This window comes from Paenibacillus segetis (genome assembly GCF_014639155.1).
Taxonomy (GTDB): Bacteria; Bacillota; Bacilli; order Paenibacillales; family Paenibacillaceae; genus Fontibacillus; species Fontibacillus segetis.
In genome coordinates, this window is the sequence record NZ_BMFT01000001.1 from 979,095 (window position 1) to 1,002,278 (window position 23,184).

At 42.9% G+C, this 23,184-nt stretch carries 23 protein-coding genes; 21 read left to right on the forward strand and 2 right to left on the reverse strand.

Annotated elements, in window-relative coordinates:
* Positions 1-140: 140 nt before the first annotated feature.
* The 7 genes from IEW05_RS04210 to IEW05_RS04240 all read left to right on the forward strand — a co-directional run bounded on the left by IEW05_RS04210 (position 141) and on the right by IEW05_RS04240 (position 5,517).
* The gene (locus IEW05_RS04210) at positions 141-638 is read left to right on the forward strand and encodes a phosphatidylglycerophosphatase A family protein (protein WP_188540718.1); all 498 of its coding nucleotides are present in this window, start codon (positions 141-143) and stop codon (positions 636-638) included.
* 132 nt (positions 639-770) lie between these two features.
* Positions 771-959, forward strand: coding sequence for a glutamate decarboxylase (locus IEW05_RS04215; protein ID WP_188536123.1), 189 nt, complete (start codon positions 771-773; stop codon positions 957-959).
* 83 nt (positions 960-1,042) lie between these two features.
* On the forward strand, positions 1,043-1,936 hold the full coding sequence (gene accD, locus IEW05_RS04220; RefSeq protein WP_188536125.1) for an acetyl-CoA carboxylase, carboxyltransferase subunit beta: 894 nt from the start codon (positions 1,043-1,045) through the stop codon (positions 1,934-1,936).
* Positions 1,937-2,968, forward strand: coding sequence for an acetyl-CoA carboxylase carboxyltransferase subunit alpha (locus IEW05_RS04225; protein ID WP_188536127.1), 1,032 nt, complete (start codon positions 1,937-1,939; stop codon positions 2,966-2,968). It abuts the gene before it with no gap.
* A 112-nt stretch (positions 2,969-3,080) separates the two neighbouring features.
* Positions 3,081-4,502, forward strand: coding sequence for a pyruvate kinase (gene pyk / locus IEW05_RS04230; protein WP_188536129.1), 1,422 nt, complete (start codon positions 3,081-3,083; stop codon positions 4,500-4,502).
* Between the two features lie 132 nt (positions 4,503-4,634).
* Positions 4,635-5,054: an acyl-CoA thioesterase gene (locus IEW05_RS04235; protein WP_188536131.1), complete on the forward strand. Its 420-nt coding sequence runs from the start codon at positions 4,635-4,637 to the stop codon at positions 5,052-5,054.
* 70 nt (positions 5,055-5,124) lie between these two features.
* Positions 5,125-5,517 carry an FxsA family protein gene (locus tag IEW05_RS04240; protein WP_188536133.1) on the forward strand — a complete coding sequence of 131 codons (393 nt, stop codon included), beginning with the start codon at positions 5,125-5,127 and terminating at the stop codon, positions 5,515-5,517.
* A gap of 68 nt (positions 5,518-5,585) precedes the next feature.
* Here the strand turns inward: IEW05_RS04240 and ytvI are convergent, their stop codons facing one another.
* Positions 5,586-6,704 (reverse strand): sporulation integral membrane protein YtvI, encoded by a 1,119-nt coding sequence (gene ytvI, locus IEW05_RS04245; protein WP_188536135.1) that lies wholly within the window; start codon positions 6,702-6,704, stop codon positions 5,586-5,588.
* Between the two features lie 404 nt (positions 6,705-7,108).
* Here ytvI and IEW05_RS04250 point away from each other — a divergent pair, with 404 nt between their 5' ends.
* From IEW05_RS04250 to IEW05_RS04275, 6 genes are all read left to right on the forward strand, one after another.
* Positions 7,109-8,221 carry a citrate/2-methylcitrate synthase gene (locus IEW05_RS04250; RefSeq protein ID WP_188536137.1) on the forward strand — a complete coding sequence of 371 codons (1,113 nt, stop codon included), beginning with the start codon at positions 7,109-7,111 and terminating at the stop codon, positions 8,219-8,221.
* A gap of 87 nt (positions 8,222-8,308) precedes the next feature.
* Positions 8,309-9,604, forward strand: coding sequence for an NADP-dependent isocitrate dehydrogenase (icd, locus tag IEW05_RS04255; protein WP_188536139.1), 1,296 nt, complete (start codon positions 8,309-8,311; stop codon positions 9,602-9,604).
* Positions 9,605-9,619: 15 nt separating this feature from the next.
* Entirely contained in the window at positions 9,620-10,564 is a 945-nt protein-coding gene (mdh, locus tag IEW05_RS04260; protein WP_188536141.1) for a malate dehydrogenase, read from the forward strand.
* Between the two features lie 147 nt (positions 10,565-10,711).
* Positions 10,712-11,137, forward strand: coding sequence for a DUF2269 family protein (locus IEW05_RS04265; protein ID WP_188536143.1), 426 nt, complete (start codon positions 10,712-10,714; stop codon positions 11,135-11,137).
* Positions 11,138-11,332: 195 nt separating this feature from the next.
* On the forward strand, positions 11,333-12,202 hold the full coding sequence (locus IEW05_RS04270; RefSeq protein WP_188536145.1) for an SDR family oxidoreductase: 870 nt from the start codon (positions 11,333-11,335) through the stop codon (positions 12,200-12,202).
* A gap of 223 nt (positions 12,203-12,425) precedes the next feature.
* On the forward strand, positions 12,426-13,130 hold the full coding sequence (locus tag IEW05_RS04275; protein ID WP_188536147.1) for a hypothetical protein: 705 nt from the start codon (positions 12,426-12,428) through the stop codon (positions 13,128-13,130).
* 85 nt (positions 13,131-13,215) lie between these two features.
* Here IEW05_RS04275 and yfbR read toward each other — a convergent pair whose 3' ends face one another.
* Positions 13,216-13,812, reverse strand: a complete 597-nt coding sequence (gene yfbR, locus IEW05_RS04280; RefSeq protein WP_188536149.1) for a 5'-deoxynucleotidase — start codon at positions 13,810-13,812, stop codon at positions 13,216-13,218.
* A 177-nt stretch (positions 13,813-13,989) separates the two neighbouring features.
* Between yfbR and IEW05_RS04285 the strand changes: the two genes are divergently transcribed.
* The 8 genes from IEW05_RS04285 to IEW05_RS04320 all read left to right on the forward strand — a co-directional run bounded on the left by IEW05_RS04285 (position 13,990) and on the right by IEW05_RS04320 (position 23,020).
* Positions 13,990-15,525 carry a fumarate hydratase gene (locus IEW05_RS04285; RefSeq protein ID WP_188540719.1) on the forward strand — a complete coding sequence of 512 codons (1,536 nt, stop codon included), beginning with the start codon at positions 13,990-13,992 and terminating at the stop codon, positions 15,523-15,525.
* 6 nt (positions 15,526-15,531) lie between these two features.
* Positions 15,532-17,331 (forward strand): two-component system histidine kinase PnpS, encoded by a 1,800-nt coding sequence (gene pnpS, locus IEW05_RS04290; RefSeq protein ID WP_188536151.1) that lies wholly within the window; start codon positions 15,532-15,534, stop codon positions 17,329-17,331.
* A 132-nt stretch (positions 17,332-17,463) separates the two neighbouring features.
* A complete protein-coding gene (locus IEW05_RS04295) occupies positions 17,464-18,189 on the forward strand; it encodes a response regulator transcription factor (RefSeq protein WP_188536153.1) in 726 nt (241 codons plus the stop codon).
* Positions 18,190-18,343: 154 nt separating this feature from the next.
* Positions 18,344-19,444, forward strand: a complete 1,101-nt coding sequence (locus IEW05_RS04300) for an amidohydrolase/deacetylase family metallohydrolase (RefSeq protein ID WP_188536155.1) — start codon at positions 18,344-18,346, stop codon at positions 19,442-19,444.
* Positions 19,422-20,525, forward strand: coding sequence for a DgaE family pyridoxal phosphate-dependent ammonia lyase (locus tag IEW05_RS04305; RefSeq protein ID WP_188536157.1), 1,104 nt, complete (start codon positions 19,422-19,424; stop codon positions 20,523-20,525). The genes IEW05_RS04300 and IEW05_RS04305 overlap by 23 nt, the downstream gene beginning before the upstream one ends.
* Positions 20,526-20,527: 2 nt before the next feature.
* Entirely contained in the window at positions 20,528-21,283 is a 756-nt protein-coding gene (gene dagF / locus IEW05_RS04310) for a 2-dehydro-3-deoxy-phosphogluconate aldolase (RefSeq protein ID WP_188536159.1), read from the forward strand.
* Entirely contained in the window at positions 21,276-22,292 is a 1,017-nt protein-coding gene (locus tag IEW05_RS04315) for a sugar kinase (RefSeq protein ID WP_188536161.1), read from the forward strand. The genes dagF and IEW05_RS04315 overlap by 8 nt, the downstream gene beginning before the upstream one ends.
* A complete protein-coding gene (locus IEW05_RS04320; RefSeq protein WP_188536163.1) occupies positions 22,292-23,020 on the forward strand; it encodes a GntR family transcriptional regulator in 729 nt (242 codons plus the stop codon). The genes IEW05_RS04315 and IEW05_RS04320 overlap by 1 nt, the downstream gene beginning before the upstream one ends.
* Positions 23,021-23,184 lie beyond the last annotated feature (164 nt).

A 23,184-nucleotide genomic window follows, 5' to 3' on the forward strand; every position in this document is an offset into this window, starting at 1 on the left:
AGGTACGGGCTTTTTTAACGAACATTTTACCCTGCTCGCGCATACACTTAGAATCACGTTAGGACAAATACTGAAGTCAAAAAAGTCCTCAAAGAGCACAGACAGAATTCTGATCTTGATGGTATGCGGGAGGGATAATGATGTCATTTGAAATTGCGGAGGCACAGTTACTTCGCCGAGGTGTCAAGTTAGAGGATATTGCAGACATTGTATATTCACTACAAATTGTTTACAACTCAGAGCTAACGATGGAGCAATGTCTGGACAGCGTCAAGGCTGTACTACAAAAACGTGAGGTACAGTACACATTATTTACGGGGATTGCTTTGGACGAATTAGCAGAGAAGAAGCTGTTACCAGAGCCACTCCAGGCCATCATGGAGGCTGACGAACCGCTCTACGGCGTAGATGAAACTATGGCACTCGGGATTACGAGTGTATTTGGAATGATAGGATTGACCAGTTTTGGTTATTTGGACAAGGTGAAGCCTGAAATTATTGGTAAATTAAATGAAAAAGGAGCGCAGATTCATGTGTTCCTGGACGATTTGGTTGCAGGTCTTGCTGCTGCGTCTTCCGCTCGGATTGCTCATAAGAGTCCAAAGGCTAATCACTATCAATCGCCAAAGCTCCCTTAAACCAAACTCTTGTGATCGAAATAAGGCCGGGAATCCCGGCCTTTGCTATTTGTTGCGGGAAATTTGAAAATTATGTTATCATTATTCTATTAAACGGGCTCAGAAGTATATGGTTAGGGGGCTTAAGAAGGCATGTGGACCGTTATTTATATTGCGCCTACCGCGAAAATTACGGATATGATCAAAATGAAACTCTCGGAAGAAGGCTTTCTTGTCCAAACGCGTCCCGTCAATTTATCAAAACAGCAGTTTGAAATCTTAGTTCCTTCAGGAGAACTAGAGGAAGTTCAAGAAGTGTTAAATTCGATCCTTCATCCTTGAGGGTAAGAATAGGGCAAATCATCGAACAATAGATCCTTATCTGCAGATGTGGCCAATAAATTTACGGCTGAAGAGGTGTAGTTGTGTTTAAAGATTTGTTTCAGAAGAAAAGAAAATATGCGACCATTCCTTCTGAACGTTTGGGTAGCGATGACAGTTCGCAGTCGCTAGATCGACCTAAGCGTGAAGTTCCAGAAGGTTTGATGAATAAATGCAGCAGCTGTGGAAGCATTCAATATAGCAAAGAGCTTGAGAAAAATTTGAAAGTCTGCCCTTCCTGCGGCTATCATATGCGTCTGAACGCTATGGACCGAATTCGATTTACTATCGATGAAGGTACTTTTATCGAATATGACGAAGATATGGTCTCCGTTGATCCGCTAACATTTCCGGGATATGCTAACAAACTGGAACAACAGACCTTGAAATCGGGTCTACGTGAAGCGGTAATTACTGGACAAGGAAGTATTGGCGGGTTTCAAGCCGTTGTAGCTATAATGAGCTTTGATTTCTTCACAGGTAGTATGGGGTCCGTTGTTGGTGAGAAAATAACGCGGGCGATTGAAGCTGCCATAGAGAAATCTCTTCCTTTAATCATTTTCTCTACTTCAGGTGGAGCACGAATGCAGGAGAGTATTCTCAGCCTAATGCAAATGGCAAAGACAAGTGCGGCACTGGCACGATTGAATGAAGCTGGTGGATTATATATTTCGGTCATTACGGACCCAACAACAGGGGGCGTATCGGCCAGCTTTGCTATGCTTGGAGACATCATTATTGCTGAGCCGGGAGCTGTATTCGGTTTTGCGGGTAGAATAGTAATTGAACAAACCATCCGACAGAAGCTTCCTGACGACTTCCAAACAGCAGAATTCAATTTGGAGCATGGCCAGCTTGATCTGGTCGTTCATCGTAAAGAGATGAAAGCAATGTTAACTAAATTGCTTGATCTGCACGGTGGGAAGGGAGGGGTGTAAGTGGCAGGAGAATTACCTTTTGAAAGCCCATTAGTTAAACTGCGCGAGAAGATTCAAGAACTTGAACAGTTCGGAAGCGAAAAGGGCATAGATTTTGGCGAAGAAATTGCACGGTTGGAGGAACGTTATCTTCAACTTGAAGATGAGATATATAGCAACATTTCACCTTCACAAAAAATGCACTTGGCCAGACAACATCAACGGCCTACTTCGCTCGATTTGATCAATTTAATTTTTGGTGATTTCATTGAATTACACGGTGACCGTGTATTTGGTGATGACAAGGCCATTGTCGGTGGATTGGCTAAGTTAGATGATATGCCCGTTACCGTGATTGGACAGCAGCGTGGTAAGGACACGAAGGATAATATTGCGCGTTTCTTTGGAAGCGCACATCCAGAGGGCTTCCGAAAAGCGCTGCGCCTCATGCAGCAGGCTGATAAGTTTGGACGTCCGATTATTACCTTTATTGACACGAAAGGAGCTTATCCAGGGATTACGGCCGAAGAGAGAGGCCAATCCGAGGCAATTGCCCGTAACCTGAGGGATATGGCAATGCTAAGAGTTCCTGTTATTTGTGTGGTCATTGGCGAAGGTGGAAGTGGCGGTGCTCTTGCACTTGCTGTGGGAAACCGCGTACTGATGCTAGAAAATGCCATTTACTCAGCAATTTCACCAAATGGTGCGGCTTCCATTCTATGGAAGGATGCTTCTAAGGCAGATCAGGCAGCCGAGGCGATGAAGATCACCGCTCAGGATCTTCTGGAAATGGAAGTTATTGAGGGGATTATTCCAGAACCACGTGGTGGAGCTCATAAAGATTATGAGACCACTGCTTCTGAAATTAAAAATTCACTTGTGCAGCATTTAGCGGATTTGGTCAATATGAATCCGGACGAGCTTGTTGAAGATCGATATCGTAAGTTCCGCAAGATTGGACAATTTGCTGAATCGGGTAAGGTTGTCGGCCATAAAAAGGAAGATAACGAAGAACTAACCATTATTGATTCTCCATTAGTGGGTAAAGAATAAGAAGAATAATAAAAGTATGACGAATATCCTATACAAAACGAGTAAACTATAGTAAATTTAGTTGTTGGTAAAGATGATATAGAGAGAACTAATTAAACGGAGGAAACCCAAAATGCGCAAAACAAAAATCGTATGTACAATCGGTCCTTCTAGCGAGTCGTTAGAGAACATCAAGAAACTAATTACGGCCGGAATGAATGTCGCTCGTCTCAACTTCTCACATGGTGATTTTGAGGAGCACGGTGCTCGTATCACTACGATCCGTGAAGCGAGTGCAGAACTGGGGAAATCAATCGCCATACTGTTGGACACGAAAGGTCCTGAAATCCGCACAGGCAAACTTAAAGAAGAGCCGATTGAGCTAGTGCAGGATGAGTTAATCACTCTGACGACCGAGGAAATTCTCGGTGACAAAGATCGCATCTCCATCACATACAGTGATCTTCCTGGAGATGTTGAAGTCGGCTCGACTATTTTGATTGATGACGGATTAATTGGTCTTACTGTTGTTGATATCCAAGGTACGGAGATTAAATGCCGTATTGTCAACGGTGGTACGATCAAGAGTAAAAAGGGCGTTAACGTTCCAGGTGTGAATATCTCCCTTCCGGGTATTACAGAGAAAGATGCTAACGATATCGTATTTGGAATCGAGCAAGGCGTCGATTTTATTGCTGCTTCCTTCGTGCGTAAAGCTAGTGATGTTCTTGAAATCCGTCAATTGTTGGAAAGCCACAATGCATCTCATATCCAAATCATCTCCAAAATTGAAAACCAACAAGGTGTTGACAATTTGGATGAAATCTTGGAAGTGTCTGATGGTTTGATGGTTGCCCGTGGTGACCTAGGCGTAGAAATCCCTGCCGAAGATGTTCCATTGGCACAAAAACGTATGATTGAAAAATGTAATCGCGTTGGTAAACCGGTTATTACAGCTACTCAAATGTTGGATTCCATGCAACGCAACCCTAGACCTACTCGCGCAGAAGCAAGTGACGTAGCGAACGCTATTTTCGACGGTACAGATGCAATTATGTTGTCTGGCGAAACAGCTGCCGGTAAATATCCGGTTGATTCCGTTCTGACCATGTCCCGTATTGCTGAAAAGGCAGAATCGGCATTGGAATATCGCGAAATTTTCATTAAACAAAGTAATGCACAACAAACAACAGTTACAGAAGCAATCAGCCAATCGGTAGCCAACTCCGCTCTGGAATTGAATGCTAAGGCAATCATTACTTCTACAGAAACTGGTTATACAGCTCGTATGGTATCTAAATATCGTCCGAAAGCTCCAATTATTGCTGTAACAACTGAAGATCAAACCATGCGTCGTCTTGCTTTGAATTGGGGCGTTACTCCTGTGAAGGGCAATGTTGCTACTTCTACAGATGAAATGTTCGACAAAGCAATGAAGGGCGGTCTTGATTCCGGTATCGTTAAAGAAGGAGATCTTGTTGTAATTACAGCGGGAATTCCATTGGGACGTTCTGGATCAACTAACTTGATCAAAATTGGCCAAGTACGCAAATAATTAATTCGAGCTTGAAATAAATAATAGTCGGCAACGACAATTCAGAAAAAGCAATGGGGCATCCGGTAACGGGATCCATTGCTTTTTTTGCAAAATAAATATACATACCGCTGGAAAGGAGCTGGTATCTTCATGTTTGTTAGTGAGTTGACGATTCTGCCCAAATATTCTGAATTTGATATGATGGGAATTATTTATCATGCGCATTATCTAGGTTGGTTCGAGATGGGGCGCACGAAATTGTGTCAGGACCTTGGTTTTAATTATTTTGATATGGAGCAATCGGGTTATATTTCCCCTGTTCATGAAATGAAGGTAGAGTACAAACGGGGAATTACCTATGGAGATCAGGTGCTGCTCAGAACGTGGATCAAGGAGAACGGCGGCGTCAAAACGGTTTATGGTTATCAAGTGTTGGATGGAGAAGGGGTACTTCGAGTAGAAGGTTCGTCATCACACTATGTGGTGCGAAGAGAGGATTTCAAACCAGTTCAATTCAAAAAGGTATTCCCTGAATGGTATGCTGCTTTCGAAAAGGCTAGTAAATTTTGATTATACGGCTTTGAAGCGTTAAAATACTCCTATAAGTGTAGAATAGCAGCAACTATAAAGGAGTTATCATATGCGTAGATGGATGTTTTTACTTGTTATTATAATCACTACCTGTGAGTTCTGGGTTTATGTAGAGGTAGGAGAACGGTTTGGAGTTGGAAAGACAATATTCCTCTCATTAGCCACCTCGGTCATTGGTGGATTAATGATGCAATTTGAAGGACGTAAAGTGCTTGGAGATGCTAGAGCCCAAGTAAATGGAGGACAAATTCCAGGCAGAACCATGCTGGATGGGATATGTATCTTTATTGGTGGTATCTTACTGCTTATTCCAGGATTCGTTACCGATATCATTGGATTTACGTTGGTATTTCCGTTAACTCGACCGTTATATCGGAAGCCGCTTTTGAAATGGATCAGTAAAAAAATGAAGGATGGATCCATTACGTACTTCCGTCGTTAAATACGTTGATAACTTTTGTGAGCCCCGCTAGCTTTCTAAGTATGTGGGGCTTTTTTTACACTACACGTTTATCGTAACCGGCCATTAATAATATAATTCCGTAGATCACGAAGCACTCCTGCACGGATAAAAGCACCGATGACAACTAAGGACACGGGGCCGATGATGAGTCCGAGTACGCCGAATAACTTCATTCCGACGAACATGCTAATCAAGGTAGGTAGAGGGTCGAGTCCAACGCTACTTGCAAGAATCTTTGGTTCAATCAACTGTCTGGCAACAAGAATGATGCCATATAGAATGGACAGTCCGATACCTAGATGTAAATCTCCCGTTATATATGCGTAGAGTAACCAAGGAATCATTATCGTACCTACACCAAGGTAAGGCAGTAAATCAACCACTCCGATCAGAAGGGCGTAAGTGAAAGCTGACTCGACGTTAAGTATTATTAGAGTAATGAATACGATCAAGGCTGTAATGGAGATCATAATAAACTGTGCGCGAATATATCCGAAGAAGGCCTTTTGTAGATCTCGCCATACTTCCCCTGAGGCTTTGCGGAACGGACCAGGAATAAGGTTTCTTAACCGTGTCATGTTTCTATCCCAATTGTTACTGATAAGAAATGTAGCGAGAAGAATGACACTTAGAATGATCCCCAAGCCTGGCAATGAAGTGATCAAATTAATTATTCCGCTTAACAAAGCGGAAATGATATGTGAGACGACAGAACTTATGGAGGCGGCTGTGTTGTCAATATTTTTATTGATGGTATTGCTGTAACCTGGATTATTAGCAACGAAAGTGTTGATCTCACGAATGAGACTTTGAATCCCATCGCTGCGACTCCAGGCAATGAACCAATCCTTCCACTCTGCGATATGAACATCTAAAGATTCGGCTAAATGAATTAACTCTCTAAGGAGTCGTGTCACAGCAGCTGAGAGAACGATGGCTGCGCTACCCCAATACACTAACAGTCCTATGATAACGGAGATCCACCTTGGTAACTTGACCGCGGTCCGCATCCAGTGAATAAATGGATTCATTGCATATGCGATGACCCAGGCGATTAGAAAAGGGTATAAGAGTGGGATCAGCCAATAGATAGATAGTAATACGATGATCAGGACAGTACATATCCAAGTACCGCGCATTATGCGTTTGGTAATTACGTTATCCATGCGACATTCTCCTTTACGGTACAGGCCTTTCTTTTACCTTATTATTAATTCTAAAATAGTATTCCGAGAATCCGTTATAGATCCGTAGAAAAGCTAGGTTAATAGCTGATAGTCAATCATTTTCCATAATTTTCTTAGTCGAAAGTGATATTTATCATTGCGATATGGAATCGTTTACAAAATTAATTTATGGTTGTGATAAAACAATTTGATATACATAGGAGGGCTCAAAGCGGTTCCTTTGCTTCTTAAAATCCAGTATGATGATTTAGAAGGTGTAAAAAGCGTTCATACAAAGGTTTTTTCGACTGTTTAGGTCTTACTACCAAAATTTTAAACTTTCAAATTGAAAATGTTTACATGAACCTGTTGCTCAAATTCACATTACAAAGGAGAGATGTATCATGACAGCTACTAAAGGCCTGGAAGGTATTGTGGCAGCGACTTCCTCGATTAGTTCTATTAATGATGGCGTGCTCGCTTATCGTGGAATTAATATCGATGAGTTAGCTGAATGTGCTAGCTATGAGGAAACCGCCTATTTGCTTTGGTATGGTAAATTGCCTACTAAATCACAGTTGTTGACTTTGCAGGAACAACTCAGCGAATATGCAGCTGTACCACAAGAAATACTTGAACAAATGAAGTTATTTCCTACAGATGCTAACACAATGGCTGTTCTTCGTACGACCGTTTCTGCACTTGCTTTGTATGATGAGACTGCCAATGATATTTCTCGGGAGAGCAACCAGAAGAAATCGATCAAGTTACAATCGCAAATCCCAACGCTAATTGCGGCGTTCGCCCGTATTAGAGAGGGCAAAGAACCAGTAGCACCATTAAAGGGAGTCTCTATCGCACATAATTTCCTCTACATGCTAACGGGAGAAGAACCTGATGAAGTCGCTATTCGCGCTCTGGATCAGGCGTTGGTGCTGCATGCCGATCACGAACTTAATGCTTCTACATTCTCGGCACGTGTCACGATCGCAACTCTTTCGGATATATACTCCGGTGTTACTTCTGCCCTCGGCACATTAAAAGGACCTCTTCATGGAGGTGCTAACGAAGCAGTTATGCAAATGTTAAGTGAGATTGGTACTTTGGAACAAGTGGAGCCTTACATTCAAAATAAGTTGAATAATAGAGACAAGATTATGGGCTTTGGGCACCGTGTGTATAAGAATGGTGATCCGCGTGCGAAACACTTGCAAAAGATGTCCTATCAACTTAGTCAATTGAAGAACGACTCAACGTTATATGATATTTCTGTCAAAGTAGAAGAACTAGTAACAGGACAAAAGGGTCTTAGACCAAATGTGGATTTTTATTCTGCTTCCGTCTATACGCTACTCGAAATTCCGCGTGATTTGTTCACACCGATCTTTGCAATCAGTCGTCTTTCTGGGTGGACTGCTCACATTCTGGAACAATTAGATGATAACCGCATTATTCGTCCACGTGCAGAATATACAGGGGCGAACAATCAACAATACATTCCAATTGAATTAAGATAATCAAGAACGAAGAAACCTTGATGTAATCTGTGTTAGAATGGAGAACGTAAAAGTTTTAACTATTCATACGAGGAGGAAAAAATAGCTATGCTGAAATTGGAAAAGTTTGACCTTCCTACCGAGGGCGAAAAGATTGAAATTCAGGACGGTAAGCTTTTGGTCCCGAATAACCCTGTCATTCCTTTTATTGAAGGTGACGGTACAGGACGCGATATTTGGAAAGCATCCAAACGTGTTCTTGATGCAGCGGTAGAAAAAGCCTATGGAGGCACTAAAAAAATTGCCTGGTATGAAGTGTTTGCAGGAGAAAAGGCCTTCAATACATACGGGGAATGGCTGCCTGGCGATACGCTAACAGCTATCCGTGAATTTATTGTAGGTATTAAAGGACCACTTACGACACCGATTGGCGGAGGAATTCGTTCTTTGAACGTTGCATTACGTCAGGAACTTGATTTGTATGTGTGTCTTCGTCCGGTGCGTTATTTCGATGGGGTTCCTTCTCCGGTTAAACGTCCGGAACTTGTAGATATGGTTATTTTCCGTGAGAATACCGAAGACATCTATGCGGGAATTGAATACAAAGAAGGCTCTGAAGAAGTCAAAAAAGTGCTTTCGTTCTTGCAGAATGAAATGGGCGTAAGCAAAATTCGTTTCCCTGAAACTTCGGGTATCGGTATCAAGCCAGTTTCCGAAGAGGGTTCCAAACGTTTGGTTCGCGCAGCGGTTCAGTATGCGATCGATCATGGTCGTAAGACTGTGACGCTTGTTCATAAAGGGAATATCATGAAGTTTACTGAAGGTGCGTTCAAGAACTGGGGCTACGAAGTCGCTGAAGATGAATTTGGCGATAAAGTATTCACTTGGGCTCAATATGATCGGATTAAGGAAGAGTCTGGAACAGATGCAGCAAATGAAGCGCAAAAAGCTGCATTGGATGCGGGCAAAATTCTGATCAAGGATGCGATTGCTGACATCGCGCTGCAACAAGTGTTAACACGTCCAACTGATTTCGATGTCATTGCGACGTTGAACTTGAATGGTGACTACCTGTCTGATGCTTTGGCTGCGCAGGTTGGAGGCATTGGTATCGCACCAGGAGCTAACATTAACTATGTAACTGGACATGCGATATTTGAAGCGACACACGGTACGGCTCCTAAATACGCTGACCTTGATGTGGTGAACCCTGGATCGGTTATTCTATCCGGTGTCATGTTGCTAGAACATCTGGGCTGGCAGGAAGCGGCTGATCTGATCTATAAAGGCTTGGAGACATCGATTAATAACAAGACGGTTACGTATGACTTTGCACGTCTAATGGATGGCGCTACAGAAGTGAAGTGTTCTGAGTTCGCTAATCAAGTTATTAATAATATGTAGGAGGCCCTGACCGACGTGGCAATTGCTCGTAAAAAAATAACGGTTGTTGGCGCAGGGTTTACAGGAGCTACTACGGCTCTGATGCTTGCGCAGAAAGAGCTTGGGGATATCGTTCTTCTTGATATTCCACAGTTGGAGAATCCGACAAAGGGTAAAGCTCTGGATATGCTAGAAGCGAGTCCGGTTCAAGGCTTCGATAGCAACATCATAGGGTCGTCTTCATATGAAGATGCTGCTGACTCTGATATCGTCATTATTACAGCGGGTATTGCACGTAAACCAGGTATGAGTCGTGATGATCTCGTTCATACGAATGCAGGGATTATTACGTCCGTTTGCGAGAATGTGAAGAAATACTGTCCGAACTCTACTGTGATCATTCTGAGTAATCCAGTGGATGCTATGACATATGCGGCATATAAGAGCCTTGGTTTTCCGAAGAATAGGGTAATTGGTCAATCGGGTGTGCTTGACACGGCTCGTTACTGCACGTTTATTGCTCAGGAGCTTAACGTTTCTGTAGAGGATGTACGTGGATTTGTTCTTGGGGGACATGGTGATGATATGGTGCCGCTTATTCGGTACTCCAGTGTTGGTGGGATTCCAATAGAAACGCTGCTTTCTGCGGAACGCATTGATTCGATCGTGCAGCGCACACGCGTTGGCGGCGGCGAAATTGTTGATCTGCTAGGAAATGGTAGTGCCTATTATGCGCCGGCAGCTTCGCTAGTGCAGATGACGGAATCGATTCTAAAGGATAAAAAACGGATTATTCCGGTTATTGCACTACTAGAAGGCGAATACGGGTATGATGGTCTGTTCTTGGGTGTGCCTACAGTACTTGGAGGTAACGGTATTGAGAAGATCTTCGAACTAGAATTGACAGCGTATGAGAAGCAGGCGCTTGATAAATCAGCGGATTCTGTTCGTCAGGTTATTTCCGTTGTAAGAGGCTGGTAAGTAGGCTGCTCTCTTGCACTTTTGCTAGTGAATGAATATTTATATATTTTAAACCTCCCAGATTGGGAGGTTTTCTTTTCTTTATTCCGGTTAATAGTTATAATAGAGTGTGATACATCTAATTGACTTTGAGGAGTGGAGCGTTTTATGTACAAGGTTATGCTATTTCTTCATATCGTTGGAACCTTAGGACTCGGATTCTATTTGGTCCTACCATTTGTGCTTGGATCTGTAAGCAAATTATCTCTTGCAGCACAAGAAGGTACTGTGTCGGCAGTGAAAACGCTGAATCGTTACGCACAAATCGCATTGGTAATCCAATTACTTACGGGTGGATATATGATAAGTAAAGGGGATTATTCTGTTGCCTGGATGGTCGTCGTTGTGGTTCTGTTCCTAGCGATTGGCGCATTCAGCGGCATTTTAGCCAAGCCACTTCGGCTTGCATTGGAAGCTATCCGTCAGAATAAGAAGATTACTGCTCAAGCTAGTAAGCTCACTACTTTAAGTGCTGCGCTGTCAGTATGTGTTCTGCTTATTGCTTTCTTTATGGTTTATGATTCAATTATTTAATATTGAATAGAATGAAATCGCTCATTTGGGATCGTTGCTAGGATGTCCGGCAACCTTCCAAAGAGCGATTTTTTTTGTTTTAATGTAAATTCTGTGGCATAAGCTCAACTTCTTGGGTAATTCTAATTGGGATTAGGTAGTGAATTCTGCCAACAGATAGACCCATTACTTCAAGGTGAGAAAGGAGCATGTAACATGTCAGGGAATAAACAAACCAAACAAACGATGCCTCCCCAGCACCAGAATCAACAGCCAGGTGTTGAGGCGGAGATGAATCCAAAACCGGACTATGAGCGTTCTGCTCGTACGGCTGGTAAACTCCTCAATAAGGTAGCTCTGATTACAGGCGGGGATAGTGGGATTGGACGAGCGATTGCAGTAGCTTACGCCAAAGAGGGGGCAGACGTATCTATTGTGTATTTGAACGAACATGAGGATGCGAAGAAGACGAAGCAGGAGGTCGAGCAGGAAGGACGGAAGTGTCTACTGATTCCTGGAGACATAGGTGATGAAGCTTTTGCTGGACAAGCCGTGAGTCAAACGGTGGAGAAGCTTGGAGGTTTGGACATTCTTATTAATAATGCGGCAGAGCAGCATCCGCAGCAGGATATTACCAATATTACGGCCCAGCAGTTAGAAAGAACATTTCGAACGAATATATTTTCAATGTTTTATCTGACTAAGGCAGCTATACCGCATTTGAAAAAAGGTAGTTCCATTATTAATACTGCCTCGGTAACTGCTTACAGAGGAAACCCTATGTTAATTGATTACTCTTCCACCAAGGGAGCGATTGTTAGTTTTACACGTGCGCTATCCATGAATATTGTAGGTAAAAAAGGAATTCGTGTGAATGCCGTTGCACCAGGCCCAATTTGGACGCCTCTAATTCCTTCTACATTTGATGAGCAACAGGTTGCGACATTTGGTGGAGATACTCCAATGCAACGTCCTGGTCAGCCAGAAGAAGTTGCTCCAGCTTTTGTATTCCTCGGTTCGGACGATTCTTCTTATATTAGTGGCCAGGTTATTCATGTTAATGGTGGAGAGATTGTAGGGGGTTGATCCTATATAATCACTGCCGAGCCTGTACAAATCAGACACCCTGTATCCAGTTCAGATGGAGACAGGGTGTTTGTTATGTGAATAATACGGTTAATGTTAACGTATACATGCCAGAAAATAAGGCCGTTGTCTCAGTACTCGGTCTAGAATAATATAGATTTCCTGAACATAATGTGAACTATGCACAAAGCAAATATAGAAAGCGAAAGGATGTTTATCCTCTATGAGTCAAAAAAAACGTTACAGATGGCTTGGAATAAGCTTACTTGCACTCATCTTCTTACTCGCGCTACCTATGGCCTCATTTGCAGCAAATGCACAGAATGTAACTGAATCGGATCTTGTTATTAAATATGATTGTTCTTCGACGGCTACTCATCAGGTTTGGAAAATCAAAAACCCAACCTCCTATGATTACAGCAGTAGTTGGCCTAATGGAGGATACTGGATTGCCCGTAATAGTGATGGTGGGGTAGTCAAGGATCACTGGTTGCCTAACCTAACTGCGGGCGAAGAAGTTACTATAGAGTTCGATATCACGAAATGGGGAGAGTTTTCCGGTAAAAATGTCCCTGATCGTTTAGCTATAGCGGACAAAGACTATAAGACACTTCAATACAAATTTGCCGTATGCGAAATAGAGAAAAAGATAGTTATTGAATTCGATAAAACAGAAGGTAGTAAAACGTATTTTAATGTAACCAATACGACGGATAACGAATATGCGGGACAATGGTATTCTTTTGTTGGCAATGAAATTTACGCTAATGATGGATATATTAAAATTCCTAATGATGGTCAGCCTCATCAGCTCGTTGTGAATTATTGGGATACGAAAAATAATCCTCTCACCAAACTGACTCTATCTGCTCCGGATTCCGGTTGGTTAGGCGCAGGTAAACCGCTAGTTGCCGTTTGGACACCATAAAGCAACAATAGGGATAGGGTACAAAAACACCCCACCTCCATGATGTTGGAGGTGGGGTGTTAACTGTGTTGCGGGTCATTCACTGTTATGATAACTCATCAAGTGTCATCTCGAAACTGGGAGCGAAATGCTCTAAGAAGTAACTGACTTCTGGAAGCGTTAGACGTTGAAGCTTCTCTTGTAACTGGTCTTTAGCCACTGCAAATTCGCGGTTTCCACAGGTTAATTCCCAAGCACATTTGAGATAAGCATCTAGACTATCTGCTGCTTTAACATAGATCATGAGCTCCTTATCTTTCAGGTTACCCTCTTCTTTACCGGGAGACAGTAACTGGTCATAGGTAGCCTGTAGCTCTGAGGGAACCATCGAAAGCAGACGTTCCGCAGCAATATTTTCCATTTCCCTAAAGTTAGATAGTAAACGAGGATTGTGATGTTTCACGGGCGTTGGAATATCACCGGTGAACACTTCAGTTGCATCATGAAACAGAGCTAGTGTTGCAGCGCGATCGGAATTCAACTCGCGATTGAACAAACTGTTGCCTATCTCGCAGAGTAAATGAGCCAGCAAGGCCACGTGAAATGAATGTTCTGCAACATTCTCAGTCGAAGTACTCCGCATAAGACTCCAACGTTTAATGGAGCGAAGTCGGTACATATAAGCGGGAAAATGGTAGCTCATCAATGACAAACCTCTCTTTAATATGAGTGAATTTTGTATAAAAATTGTCAACCTCTTAAATTGTATTATGTTATTATAAAGCTAATAAGTAGCATAACACCATTGTTGAAATTACGGCAATTTAAAACTTTTACTACAATTAATCTATTTGTAGACAAGAGAGGGGACCCTATGATTATGCACCAGTTTGAAGAGAGCGTATACCAATTAATTGTGGAAGCTTCAACGAAATTACCTGGAGATGTGCGTAGGGCTGTGAATCGAGGAATGGCTGAGGAGAACAGAGCAACACGTGCGGGACTCGCATTAGCTACGATTTCCCGTAACATAGGGATGGCCGAGGAACAAATTTCACCGATATGCCAAGATACAGGGATGTTGACCTTTATTGTGCACACGCCTATCATGGTTAATCAGATTGAGATGAAACGAAGTATTCGTGCTGCAATCCAAAGAGCAACCAAAGAAGGAAAGCTGCGTCCCAATTCAGTAGATTCACTCACAGGCGAGAATAGTGGTGATAATCTAGGGCCGGGCACACCTGTAATTCATTTTGAACAATGGGAGAATGATTATATAGATTTGCGGCTTATTCTAAAAGGTGGAGGCTGCGAGAATAAGAACATCCAATACAGCTTACCAGCAGAATTGGAGCATCTGGGTCGTGCGGGACGGGATTTGGATGGGATTCGTAAATGTATTTTACATGCAGTGTACCAAGCGCAGGGTCAAGGTTGTAGTGCCGGATTCATCGGCGTTGGTATCGGTGGTGATCGGACAACAGGGTATGAACTGGCGAAGCAGCAGTTATTTCGTGCAGTGGACGATGTCAATCCGATCGCTGAATTAGATCAGTTGGAACAATACATTATGCAAAATGCCAACAAACTTGGTATTGGTACGATGGGATTTGGCGGGGAAGTAACGTTGCTTGGTTGTAAGATCGGTACTGCAAATCGTCTTCCGGCAAGTTTTTTTGTGTCCGTAGCCTATAATTGCTGGGCGTTTCGCCGTCAGGGTGTAGAGATAGATGCGGTAACCGGAGAAATTAATACATGGATATATGAAAAGGGTTCAGAGGTATCTATGGATCAACAAGCAAATGACGAATCCGAAACGGACGGGGAATCAGCCAGTCGTGAGATCGTTCTTCAAACACCAATAAGTGAAGAACAAATTCGTGCATTGCGTGTAGGTGATGTAGTTGTAATTAAAGGCGAAATGCACACGGGTCGAGATGCACTTCATAAATATTTGATGGATCATGATTCTCCTGTGGATTTGAACGGAGCCGTAATCTATCACTGTGGACCTGTAATGCTTAAGGATGAAGAAGGTTGGCATGTTAAGGCAGCGGGACCAACGACCAGTATTCGTGAGGAGCCCTACCAAGGCGATATTATCAAAAAATTCGGCATCCGCGCCGTGATCGGTAAAGGTGGCATGGGACCGAAGACATTAGCTGCGCTTAATGAACATGGCGGAGTCTATTTGAATGCTATTGGTGGAGCTGCTCAATATTATGCAGAATGCATCAAGCATGTAAATGGCGTTGATTTTATGGAATTTGGTATTCCTGAGGCGATGTGGCATCTGAATGTGGACGGTTTTGCAGCGATAGTAACCATGGACTCTCATGGGGATAGTTTGCATGAAGGTGTAGAGAAGAATTCTGCAGAGAAATTAGCTTCATTTAAGGAGAAGGTGTTTTAATCAGTTATGAAGACATTTCGCAAGAGACTTACGCTAATCATGATGGGGTTGGTGGGCATTTCCATGCTTGCTGCAGGGATTTCCATGGCGCTGGTATTTAAAGACTCGCATATCCATGCCTTGGAAGAGAACATGGGGCGTGAGATCAATTTACTTGAGAACACATTCCCTTTTGAACCCCTCGATGGAAACCCAGGCGCTTCGGAGTATTATACGGCGAAAGCCAAAGAACTGGAGGAATTAATCAATTCTCGTGTTACATTCATCAGTCTTGATGGGAAAGTCATTGGTGATTCCGAGGCCATTACGAGTGAGATGGACAATCACTTGAATCGTGAAGAAATCATCTCTGCGACTGAGGATAAGGTGGGTAGCGCTATACGATATAGCGAAACCATGCGCGAGGATATGCTCTATGTAGCGAGGAAAGTTTCGGTGTCTGACCAAGGCTATGATGGATATATAAGATTATCTATGAGTCTTGCAATTGCTAGTGAGGGGTTAAATCGAGGTTGGTTGTTGATGATCGGCGGGCTGGTGGTTTTATTTCTGGCAGCCACCTTACTTAGCTACCGGATGGCAAAAGGACTTACTAAACCACTGGAGCATATTACTAGGGTTGCGAATAAGATTTCCAAATTCGATTATGATGCGAGAGTAGGATTTAGTCGTAAGGATGAAATCGGCCAGCTTGGAGAAGCCATTAATGGCATGGCTGATAGTTTACAGCAGCAATTGAAACGAATCCGCGATAACGAGAGTCTGATGCAAAGTGTATTAACCAATATTACAGGCGGTATTGTAATGGTTGATTCTGATGGACAAATCGCACTGATCAATCGGGAAGCTGAACGTATTTTACGAATGAAAGAGAATTTGTTATTAGGCAAACCTTATCATGTGCTGAAAAGAAATTTCGAATTTACAAAGTTTATGGAAGAAGGCATGGAACACAAAGTTCGTGTTCATGAAGAGCGTAATGTGTATGACCCTGAGAATAAAATTTTACATTTTGACGGTGTGCCTATGTTTGAGAACGATGGAAGCTACCGAGGGATGCTCTTCCTGCTTCACGATGTTACAAGTATCCGTCGCTTAGAAGTGATGCGTAGTGAATTTGTAGCGAATGTATCTCATGAGTTGAAGACTCCAATTGCTGCGGTGAAAGGTTTCGCGGAGACCCTTCTGGCCGGTGGAGTAAAAGATGAAGAAACGGCAAGGTCTTTCCTGCAGATCATCTATGACGAGGGAGATCGTTTGAATCGTCTGATCGGGGATATCTTGGAGTTATCCAAGATCGAATCGAAACGGGCACCACTGGAGTATGCTCCGATCCAACTTAAGGAATTGTTCGATAGTATATTTGAAGTGCTGCAATCTGCCGCGGATAAGAAATCGATTGTATTACACCATGGTATTCCTGAACATATGTTTATTGAGGGTGATGAAGATAGGCTCAGACAAATCTTTATGAATCTGTTATCCAATGCAATCAATTATACGCCAGATGGTGGTAGAGTGAAGGTAGAAACCCAGATTAAGCATGAGGGTAGTGAAGAGGAAAAAATCAAATTTATTATTAGTGATACGGGGATTGGTATTCCGAAAAAAGATCTTCCGCGAATTTTTGAACGTTTCTATCGAGTAGACAAAGCAAGGTCAAGAAACTCGGGAGGTACCGGGCTCGGCTTATCCATTGTCAAGCATCTAGTGGAACTGCACCATGGGACAATTACAGTAGAAAGTAAGGTCGGTGAAGGATCATCCTTTATTTTGGAGCTTCCATTTATGCATAATTTGGAGTGAGTTAGGGTATTTCTCTATTTATGTTTGATATATTTTACACCGCGTTAACAATGTGGTGATATGCTGAGCATGTATACTCGAGTCAAGATTCGTCAACATCCATTCTGCATATAGAAAACAATGGGGGTTTATATGACGCAGCGACTATTAGTAATTGAAGATGAACCAACGCTATCCAGACTATTATCTTACAATCTTTCAAGAGAAGGATATGAGGTGACCGTGGAAGATCACGGACAAACTGGCTATGATACGGCTTTAAATCAAGAATTTGATTTAATTCTGCTGGATTTAATGCTTCCGGGGATGAATGGATTTGAAATTATGACCAAGCTCCGGCAAGAAGGCGTAAAGACACCAGTGATCATTTTAACGGCAAAGAATGCTGAAGAAGAAGTGGTAGAGGGCTTGAAATCTGGTGCAGATGATTACATTACGAAGCCATTTGGAGTGGCAGAGTTACTGGCGCGAGTTGCTGCTGTATTAAGAAGGTCGACAGGTGTAGAAGAACGGGAGAAGCTGCCGGATCGTGAAGATGCGCATATTTCGCATGGTGCACTTGTCATTTACCCTGAGAAGTATGAAGTAACGCTTAATGGCGAATCGATTACACTTCGGCCCAAAGAATTTGAAGTATTATTGTACCTAGCTCGTAAGCCTGGTGTAGTTATGACGCGGGACGATTTGATGAACGCGGTTTGGGGATTTGACTACATTGGAGGTCAGCGGACAGTGGACGTGCACGTTAGTTCACTACGGAAGAAGTTGGAACTCGATCCAGAGTCAGTGCATATTGATTCCATCCGCGGAGTTGGTTATAAGCTAGTTGTTAGTAAGAAAAAAAGCGTCCATCATTAATAAAATGATGGATGTTTTTTTGTAAATGAAGTGATTGAGGAGTTTAGTTATTTATGGAGCACTACAATCATAAACATTATAACGTTATATTTACTTAATGAACTATTCATGCTATCTTAAACATTATAATGTTATATTGAAAGAGGTGAGAACTTTGAAGAATAGTTTCGTCCTTCGCAATGTAAAACGTGTAAACGGTGAAGAAATTGATATCGTTATTGAGAGCGGTAAAATAGCCGAGATAGCTATTGCCGGAGAGGGGCACGGGGAACAAGTTTGGGATGGAGCAGGCACCTATGTATCAAGTGGTTGGATCGACATGCATGTCCATGCTTTTCCTGAATTCTCTCCGTATGGTGACGAGATCGATGAGATTGGAGTCAAACAAGGAGTAACGACCATTGTTGATGCTGGAAGTTGCGGAGCTGATCGGATTCCTGATCTAGTTGCTGATAGCAAACAGGCTAAGACGAATTTATTTGCGTTTCTAAATATTTCTCGGATAGGTCTAAAGAGAATCGATGAACTGTCCAATATGGAATGGATAAATCGCGAGAAGGTTAAGCTGGCGGTCAAAGCATACGGGGACGTTATCGTTGGTTTAAAAGCACGAATTAGCAGTAGTGTTGTTGGAGATAGCGGAATTGAACCACTACGCATTGCGCGGGAACTTTCCGATGAAACAGCACTGCCGGTAATGGTTCACATAGGTTCAGCACCGCCGAATATTGAGGAGGTTATTCCACTTTTAGAGCGAAAAGATATAATTACTCACTATCTTAATGGAAAGAGAAATAATCTGTTCGATATGGAGGGAAAACCACTTCAAGTGTTAATCGATGCGATTAACAGAGGAGTTCATTTAGATGTGGGGCATGGTACGGCAAGCTTTTCTTTTAAGGTGGCTGAAGCGGCCAAACAGCAGGGAATAGGGTTTCATACGATTAGCACCGATATTTACCGGGGAAATCGGCTTAACGGTCCGGTATACAGCTTGGCGAATGTTCTTACCAAATTTCTGTACCTAGGATATTCACTTGAAGAGATTATTGCGGCAGTCACGACACATGCAGCAGCTTGGCTAGGAAAACCAGAGCTTGGTCGAATCCAAGTAGGTGATCAAGCGAACTTGACGTTATTTACTCTACGAAATGAACAGACGGTACTCATCGATTCTGAAGGGGAGCAAAGAGTATCGGATCAAGTGATCGAAACGAGAGGAGTGGTTATAGGTGGGGAATACATTGAATGCTAAATATGGACTAAAACGTGTCATTAATGCTAGCGGACGAATGAGTATTCTTGGGGTTTCGGCTCCGACAGATACCGTAATGGAGGCGATGAAGCAAGGCGGGCAAAGCTATGTGGAAATTGCCGATTTGGTTGATAAAGCAGGGGATTACATAGCGAAGATTGTAGACTCTGAGGCAGCCGTCGTAGTGAACTCAGCCTCAAGCGGCATAGCCCTTTCTGTAGCGGCTATCGTGACGCAAGGAAATCGCCGCCGTAGTGAGCGTCTACACCAGGAGGAAATCCAGAAGAATGAAATCATCATTCTGAAGGGTCATAATGTGCAGTATGGTGCACCTGTTGAGACGATGGTATTCTTAGGTGGTGGTAAGCTGCTGGAAGTTGGATACGCCAATGAAGGCAAAGCTGAGCACATTGAAGAAGCTATATCGGACAAAACAGCTGCTATCCTGTACGTGAAATCGCATCATGCTGTTCAGAAAAATATGATTTCCGTAGAAGAGGCATGGGAGGTTGCTCAGCGTAGAGGTATTCCATTAATCGTGGATGCTGCTGCGGAAGAGGATATCCAAAAGTATGTTAAGGTTTCGGACCTGGCGATTTACAGTGGGTCTAAGGCCATTGAAGGACCTACATCAGGGATCGTTGCAGGGAAACGCACTTATGTGGAATGGCTTAAAGTGCAATTATACGGCATTGGACGAAGCATGAAAGTGGGGAAAGAAGTTACCTACGGACTGCTTCAGGCATTGGATGAATACATCGTGAAGCAAGATCGAAGTGAGCAAGAAAAAGAAACACTTCAAACTTTAATGCCGCTAAATGAAATCGCAGGAGTGCGGGTATCCATTGTTCAGGATGAAGCAGGGCGAGCGATCTACCGTGGGCGCATTCACATTGATCCGGAGCAGGCAGGTACTAACGCTAAGCAAGTTGCATCGGGACTGCAGAATGGGGAAATTGCGATCTATACCCGGGATTATGGGGTGCGACAGGGGTATTTCGATATCGATCCACGCCCATTACAGGGTGATGATATTACAGTTATTGAATCAAAAATACGTGAATTAGTTGGGGGACAATAAATATGTCTAATATCGCTAAGCGTTTTTATAAAGGTCGTGTTGCATTAAATGTATTAGCCAAGGATGTTGCCAATGCTAAAGAGGTCTTTGAAGCAGCGGAAGGGTATGTGCTAGTCGGTGTTTTGTCTAAAGACTATGCAACCGTAGAAGAAGCGGTAGTGGCTATGAAACAATACGGTCAAGAAATAGACGAAGCCGTATCCATTGGACTTGGAGCAGGGGATAGCCGCCAAGCGGCTGTTGTAGCTGAGATTGCAAAATATTATCCAGGTAGTCACATTAATCAAGCATTTCCTGCTGTTGGGGCGACACGTGCTAATCTTGGGGAGAAGGATAGCTGGATTAACAGTATGATAGCTCCTACCGGTCGTCCTGGATACGTGAATATCTCAACAGGTGCGATTAGCTCTACGCAGGATGAGTTAGCTATTGTTCCTATTAGATCTGCAATCGCGTTGGTCAAGGACATGGGAGGGAATGCACTCAAGTATTTCCCAATGCAAGGACTGAGTCGTGAAGATGAGTTCCGAGCTGTAGCCGAGGCTTGTGCCGAGACAGGATTCGCTTTAGAGCCAACTGGTGGAATCGATATGGACAATTTCGAAGCGATCCTGCGTATTGCGTTAGAAGCTGGAGTTCCGCAAGTTATTCCTCATGTATATTCTTCGATTATCGATAAAGAAACAGGAAAAACGAATGTTCAAGATGTGCGTGATTTACTAGTAATCATGAAGAAGTTGGCGGATTTATATGCCTAAGAACATAGCGGCCTTCGGAGAGGTCATGATGCGTTTACAAGTACCTGGATTCGAATTGCTATCGCAGGCAAGTACATTGAACTATTCTTTTTCCGGTACCGGAGTGAATGTAGCTTCGGCCTTAGGACGCTTTGGACATAACGGTTACCTCGTAACCCGATTACCCGTCAATCCCCTCGGAGATGCAGCAGCAGCATATCTTCGTAAACTGGGTGTTGCTTCATCGCTTATAATCCGGGGTGGAAGTTATCTTGGTATGTATTTTTTAGAAAATGGATTTGGTGTCCGGCCGAGTCGTGTAACCTATAGTAATCGAATGGATAGCAGCTTTAACACATCACCAGAAGGTACGTATGATTATGAAGGCATTGCCATGGAAATCGATGCGATTCATTTTTGCGGAATCACTTTATCTATGAATGATGGTGTTCGTAATCATATGAAAGCTTTGGCTAGGGCGGTTAAACAACACGGGGGGACCGTTATTTTTGATTGTAATTATCGTCCCTCTCTTTGGGGTGAGGATGGATATACAAGGGCGAAGCCACATTATGAAGAAATGCTAGAACTGGCCGATATCGTCATGATGAATGAAAAAGATGCTATCTTTACCTTAGGGATGGAAACTACAAAAGAGCAACGAGAAGACCAGCTTGTGGAGTTGATTCCAGTAGTTGCTAAGCGGTATGGTATCCGTACTATAGCAGGAACTCACCGATCCATTCATAGTGATAATTCACATTCATTGCGCGGGTTTATATTTAAGGATCAAAGCTTCACGTTTTCAAGTACATTAACCTTTTCCGTCTATGATAGAATAGGTGCAGGCGATGCCTACACTAGTGGAATCATACATGGTGAGATGGAGGGCTTCCCTGCTGTGAAGACGGTCCAATTTGCTGCAACGGCTGGAATGTTGGCCCATACGGTCGTAGGGGATACTCCCATGGCATCTGCGGAGGAAGTTCTCCGGGCGATGACAGAATCCATAGGCGATGTAGAAAGGTAGTGACAACCAACGTGAGCTTGTCCCGCAAAGACAAACCGTTATATTTACAAATCAAAAACATCCTGAAGGATCGGATTTTATATGGTACCTATTCCTTAGGAACAAATATCCCTTCGGAACCCCAGTTGGAGAAAGAGTTCGCAGTTAGCAAAATTACAGTGCGTAATGCAATTCAAGAATTAGCCCAAGAAGGTTATGTTGAGAAAGGCAGCGGTAAAGGAACGAAGGTGATCCGGAATACGTCTGCTTCTAAGCTGTCCAAGTGGAAACGGTTCACGGAGATTTTAGTGGATGAAGGGTATCAACTCCAAAAACAATGGTTACGAGCGGGAGTTACCCATAATGAAGCTGAAACTGAACTCTATCGGTTGTTTGGTGAACGCTGTTTAAGCTTACAACGCGTATATAGTCTGGATGCTGTGCCCTATATCCATTACACACATTATCTTTCCATAGCTATCGATGAGGTAGACTTGTCAGATTTAAATGCTGCTCAATCCCTATATGAATTACTTGAAGAACAAGAGATCTCTTTGGATAAGCTTCGAGATGAATTTGCAGTGGCTCTTCCACCAGAAGAAGTGGGGGAAATACTAGGGATAAAGAAGGGAACAGCCGTACTGAAGAGATCCAGGTATTCTTATGATGTACAAGGTAATTTGATCGAATTCAGTGTAGGTTATTACAATACGGAATTGCAAAGTTATGTTGTGAATTATGATGTGTAACTAGGCCGAGTGCTATATAAAGGTTATCCCTAAAAGCGACTTTTCGCTATGCGGATAGCCTTTTTTCTTCGGTATGGTGGTGCAGATTTTACACTGCGTTTACATTCAGGGCTAATATCGTTTACATAGAGAATGTAAAATTGTGATATTCGTGAGAAAATGGA

Excerpts from the sequence above, each read along its gene's own strand:
- IEW05_RS04250 (WP_188536137.1), top strand. The coding sequence starts at position 7,109 with ATGACAGCTACTAAAGGCCTGGAAGGTATTGTGGCAGCGACTTCCTCG.
- IEW05_RS04240 (WP_188536133.1), top strand. The coding sequence starts at position 5,125 with ATGCGTAGATGGATGTTTTTACTTGTTATTATAATCACTACCTGTGAG.
- IEW05_RS04275 (WP_188536147.1), top strand. The coding sequence starts at position 12,426 with ATGAGTCAAAAAAAACGTTACAGATGGCTTGGAATAAGCTTACTTGCA.
- pnpS (WP_188536151.1), top strand. The coding sequence starts at position 15,532 with ATGAAGACATTTCGCAAGAGACTTACGCTAATCATGATGGGGTTGGTG.
- IEW05_RS04295 (WP_188536153.1), top strand. The coding sequence starts at position 17,464 with ATGACGCAGCGACTATTAGTAATTGAAGATGAACCAACGCTATCCAGA.
- IEW05_RS04215 (WP_188536123.1), top strand. The coding sequence starts at position 771 with ATGTGGACCGTTATTTATATTGCGCCTACCGCGAAAATTACGGATATG.
- icd (WP_188536139.1), top strand. The coding sequence starts at position 8,309 with ATGCTGAAATTGGAAAAGTTTGACCTTCCTACCGAGGGCGAAAAGATT.
- IEW05_RS04235 (WP_188536131.1), top strand. The coding sequence starts at position 4,635 with ATGTTTGTTAGTGAGTTGACGATTCTGCCCAAATATTCTGAATTTGAT.
- IEW05_RS04210 (WP_188540718.1), top strand. The coding sequence starts at position 141 with ATGTCATTTGAAATTGCGGAGGCACAGTTACTTCGCCGAGGTGTCAAG.
- ytvI (WP_188536135.1), bottom strand. The coding sequence starts at position 6,704 with ATGGATAACGTAATTACCAAACGCATAATGCGCGGTACTTGGATATGT.
- IEW05_RS04315 (WP_188536161.1), top strand. The coding sequence starts at position 21,276 with ATGCCTAAGAACATAGCGGCCTTCGGAGAGGTCATGATGCGTTTACAA.
- dagF (WP_188536159.1), top strand. The coding sequence starts at position 20,528 with ATGTCTAATATCGCTAAGCGTTTTTATAAAGGTCGTGTTGCATTAAAT.
- IEW05_RS04285 (WP_188540719.1), top strand. The coding sequence starts at position 13,990 with ATGCACCAGTTTGAAGAGAGCGTATACCAATTAATTGTGGAAGCTTCA.
- IEW05_RS04265 (WP_188536143.1), top strand. The coding sequence starts at position 10,712 with ATGTACAAGGTTATGCTATTTCTTCATATCGTTGGAACCTTAGGACTC.
- IEW05_RS04270 (WP_188536145.1), top strand. The coding sequence starts at position 11,333 with ATGTCAGGGAATAAACAAACCAAACAAACGATGCCTCCCCAGCACCAG.
- yfbR (WP_188536149.1), bottom strand. The coding sequence starts at position 13,812 with ATGAGCTACCATTTTCCCGCTTATATGTACCGACTTCGCTCCATTAAA.
- pyk (WP_188536129.1), top strand. The coding sequence starts at position 3,081 with ATGCGCAAAACAAAAATCGTATGTACAATCGGTCCTTCTAGCGAGTCG.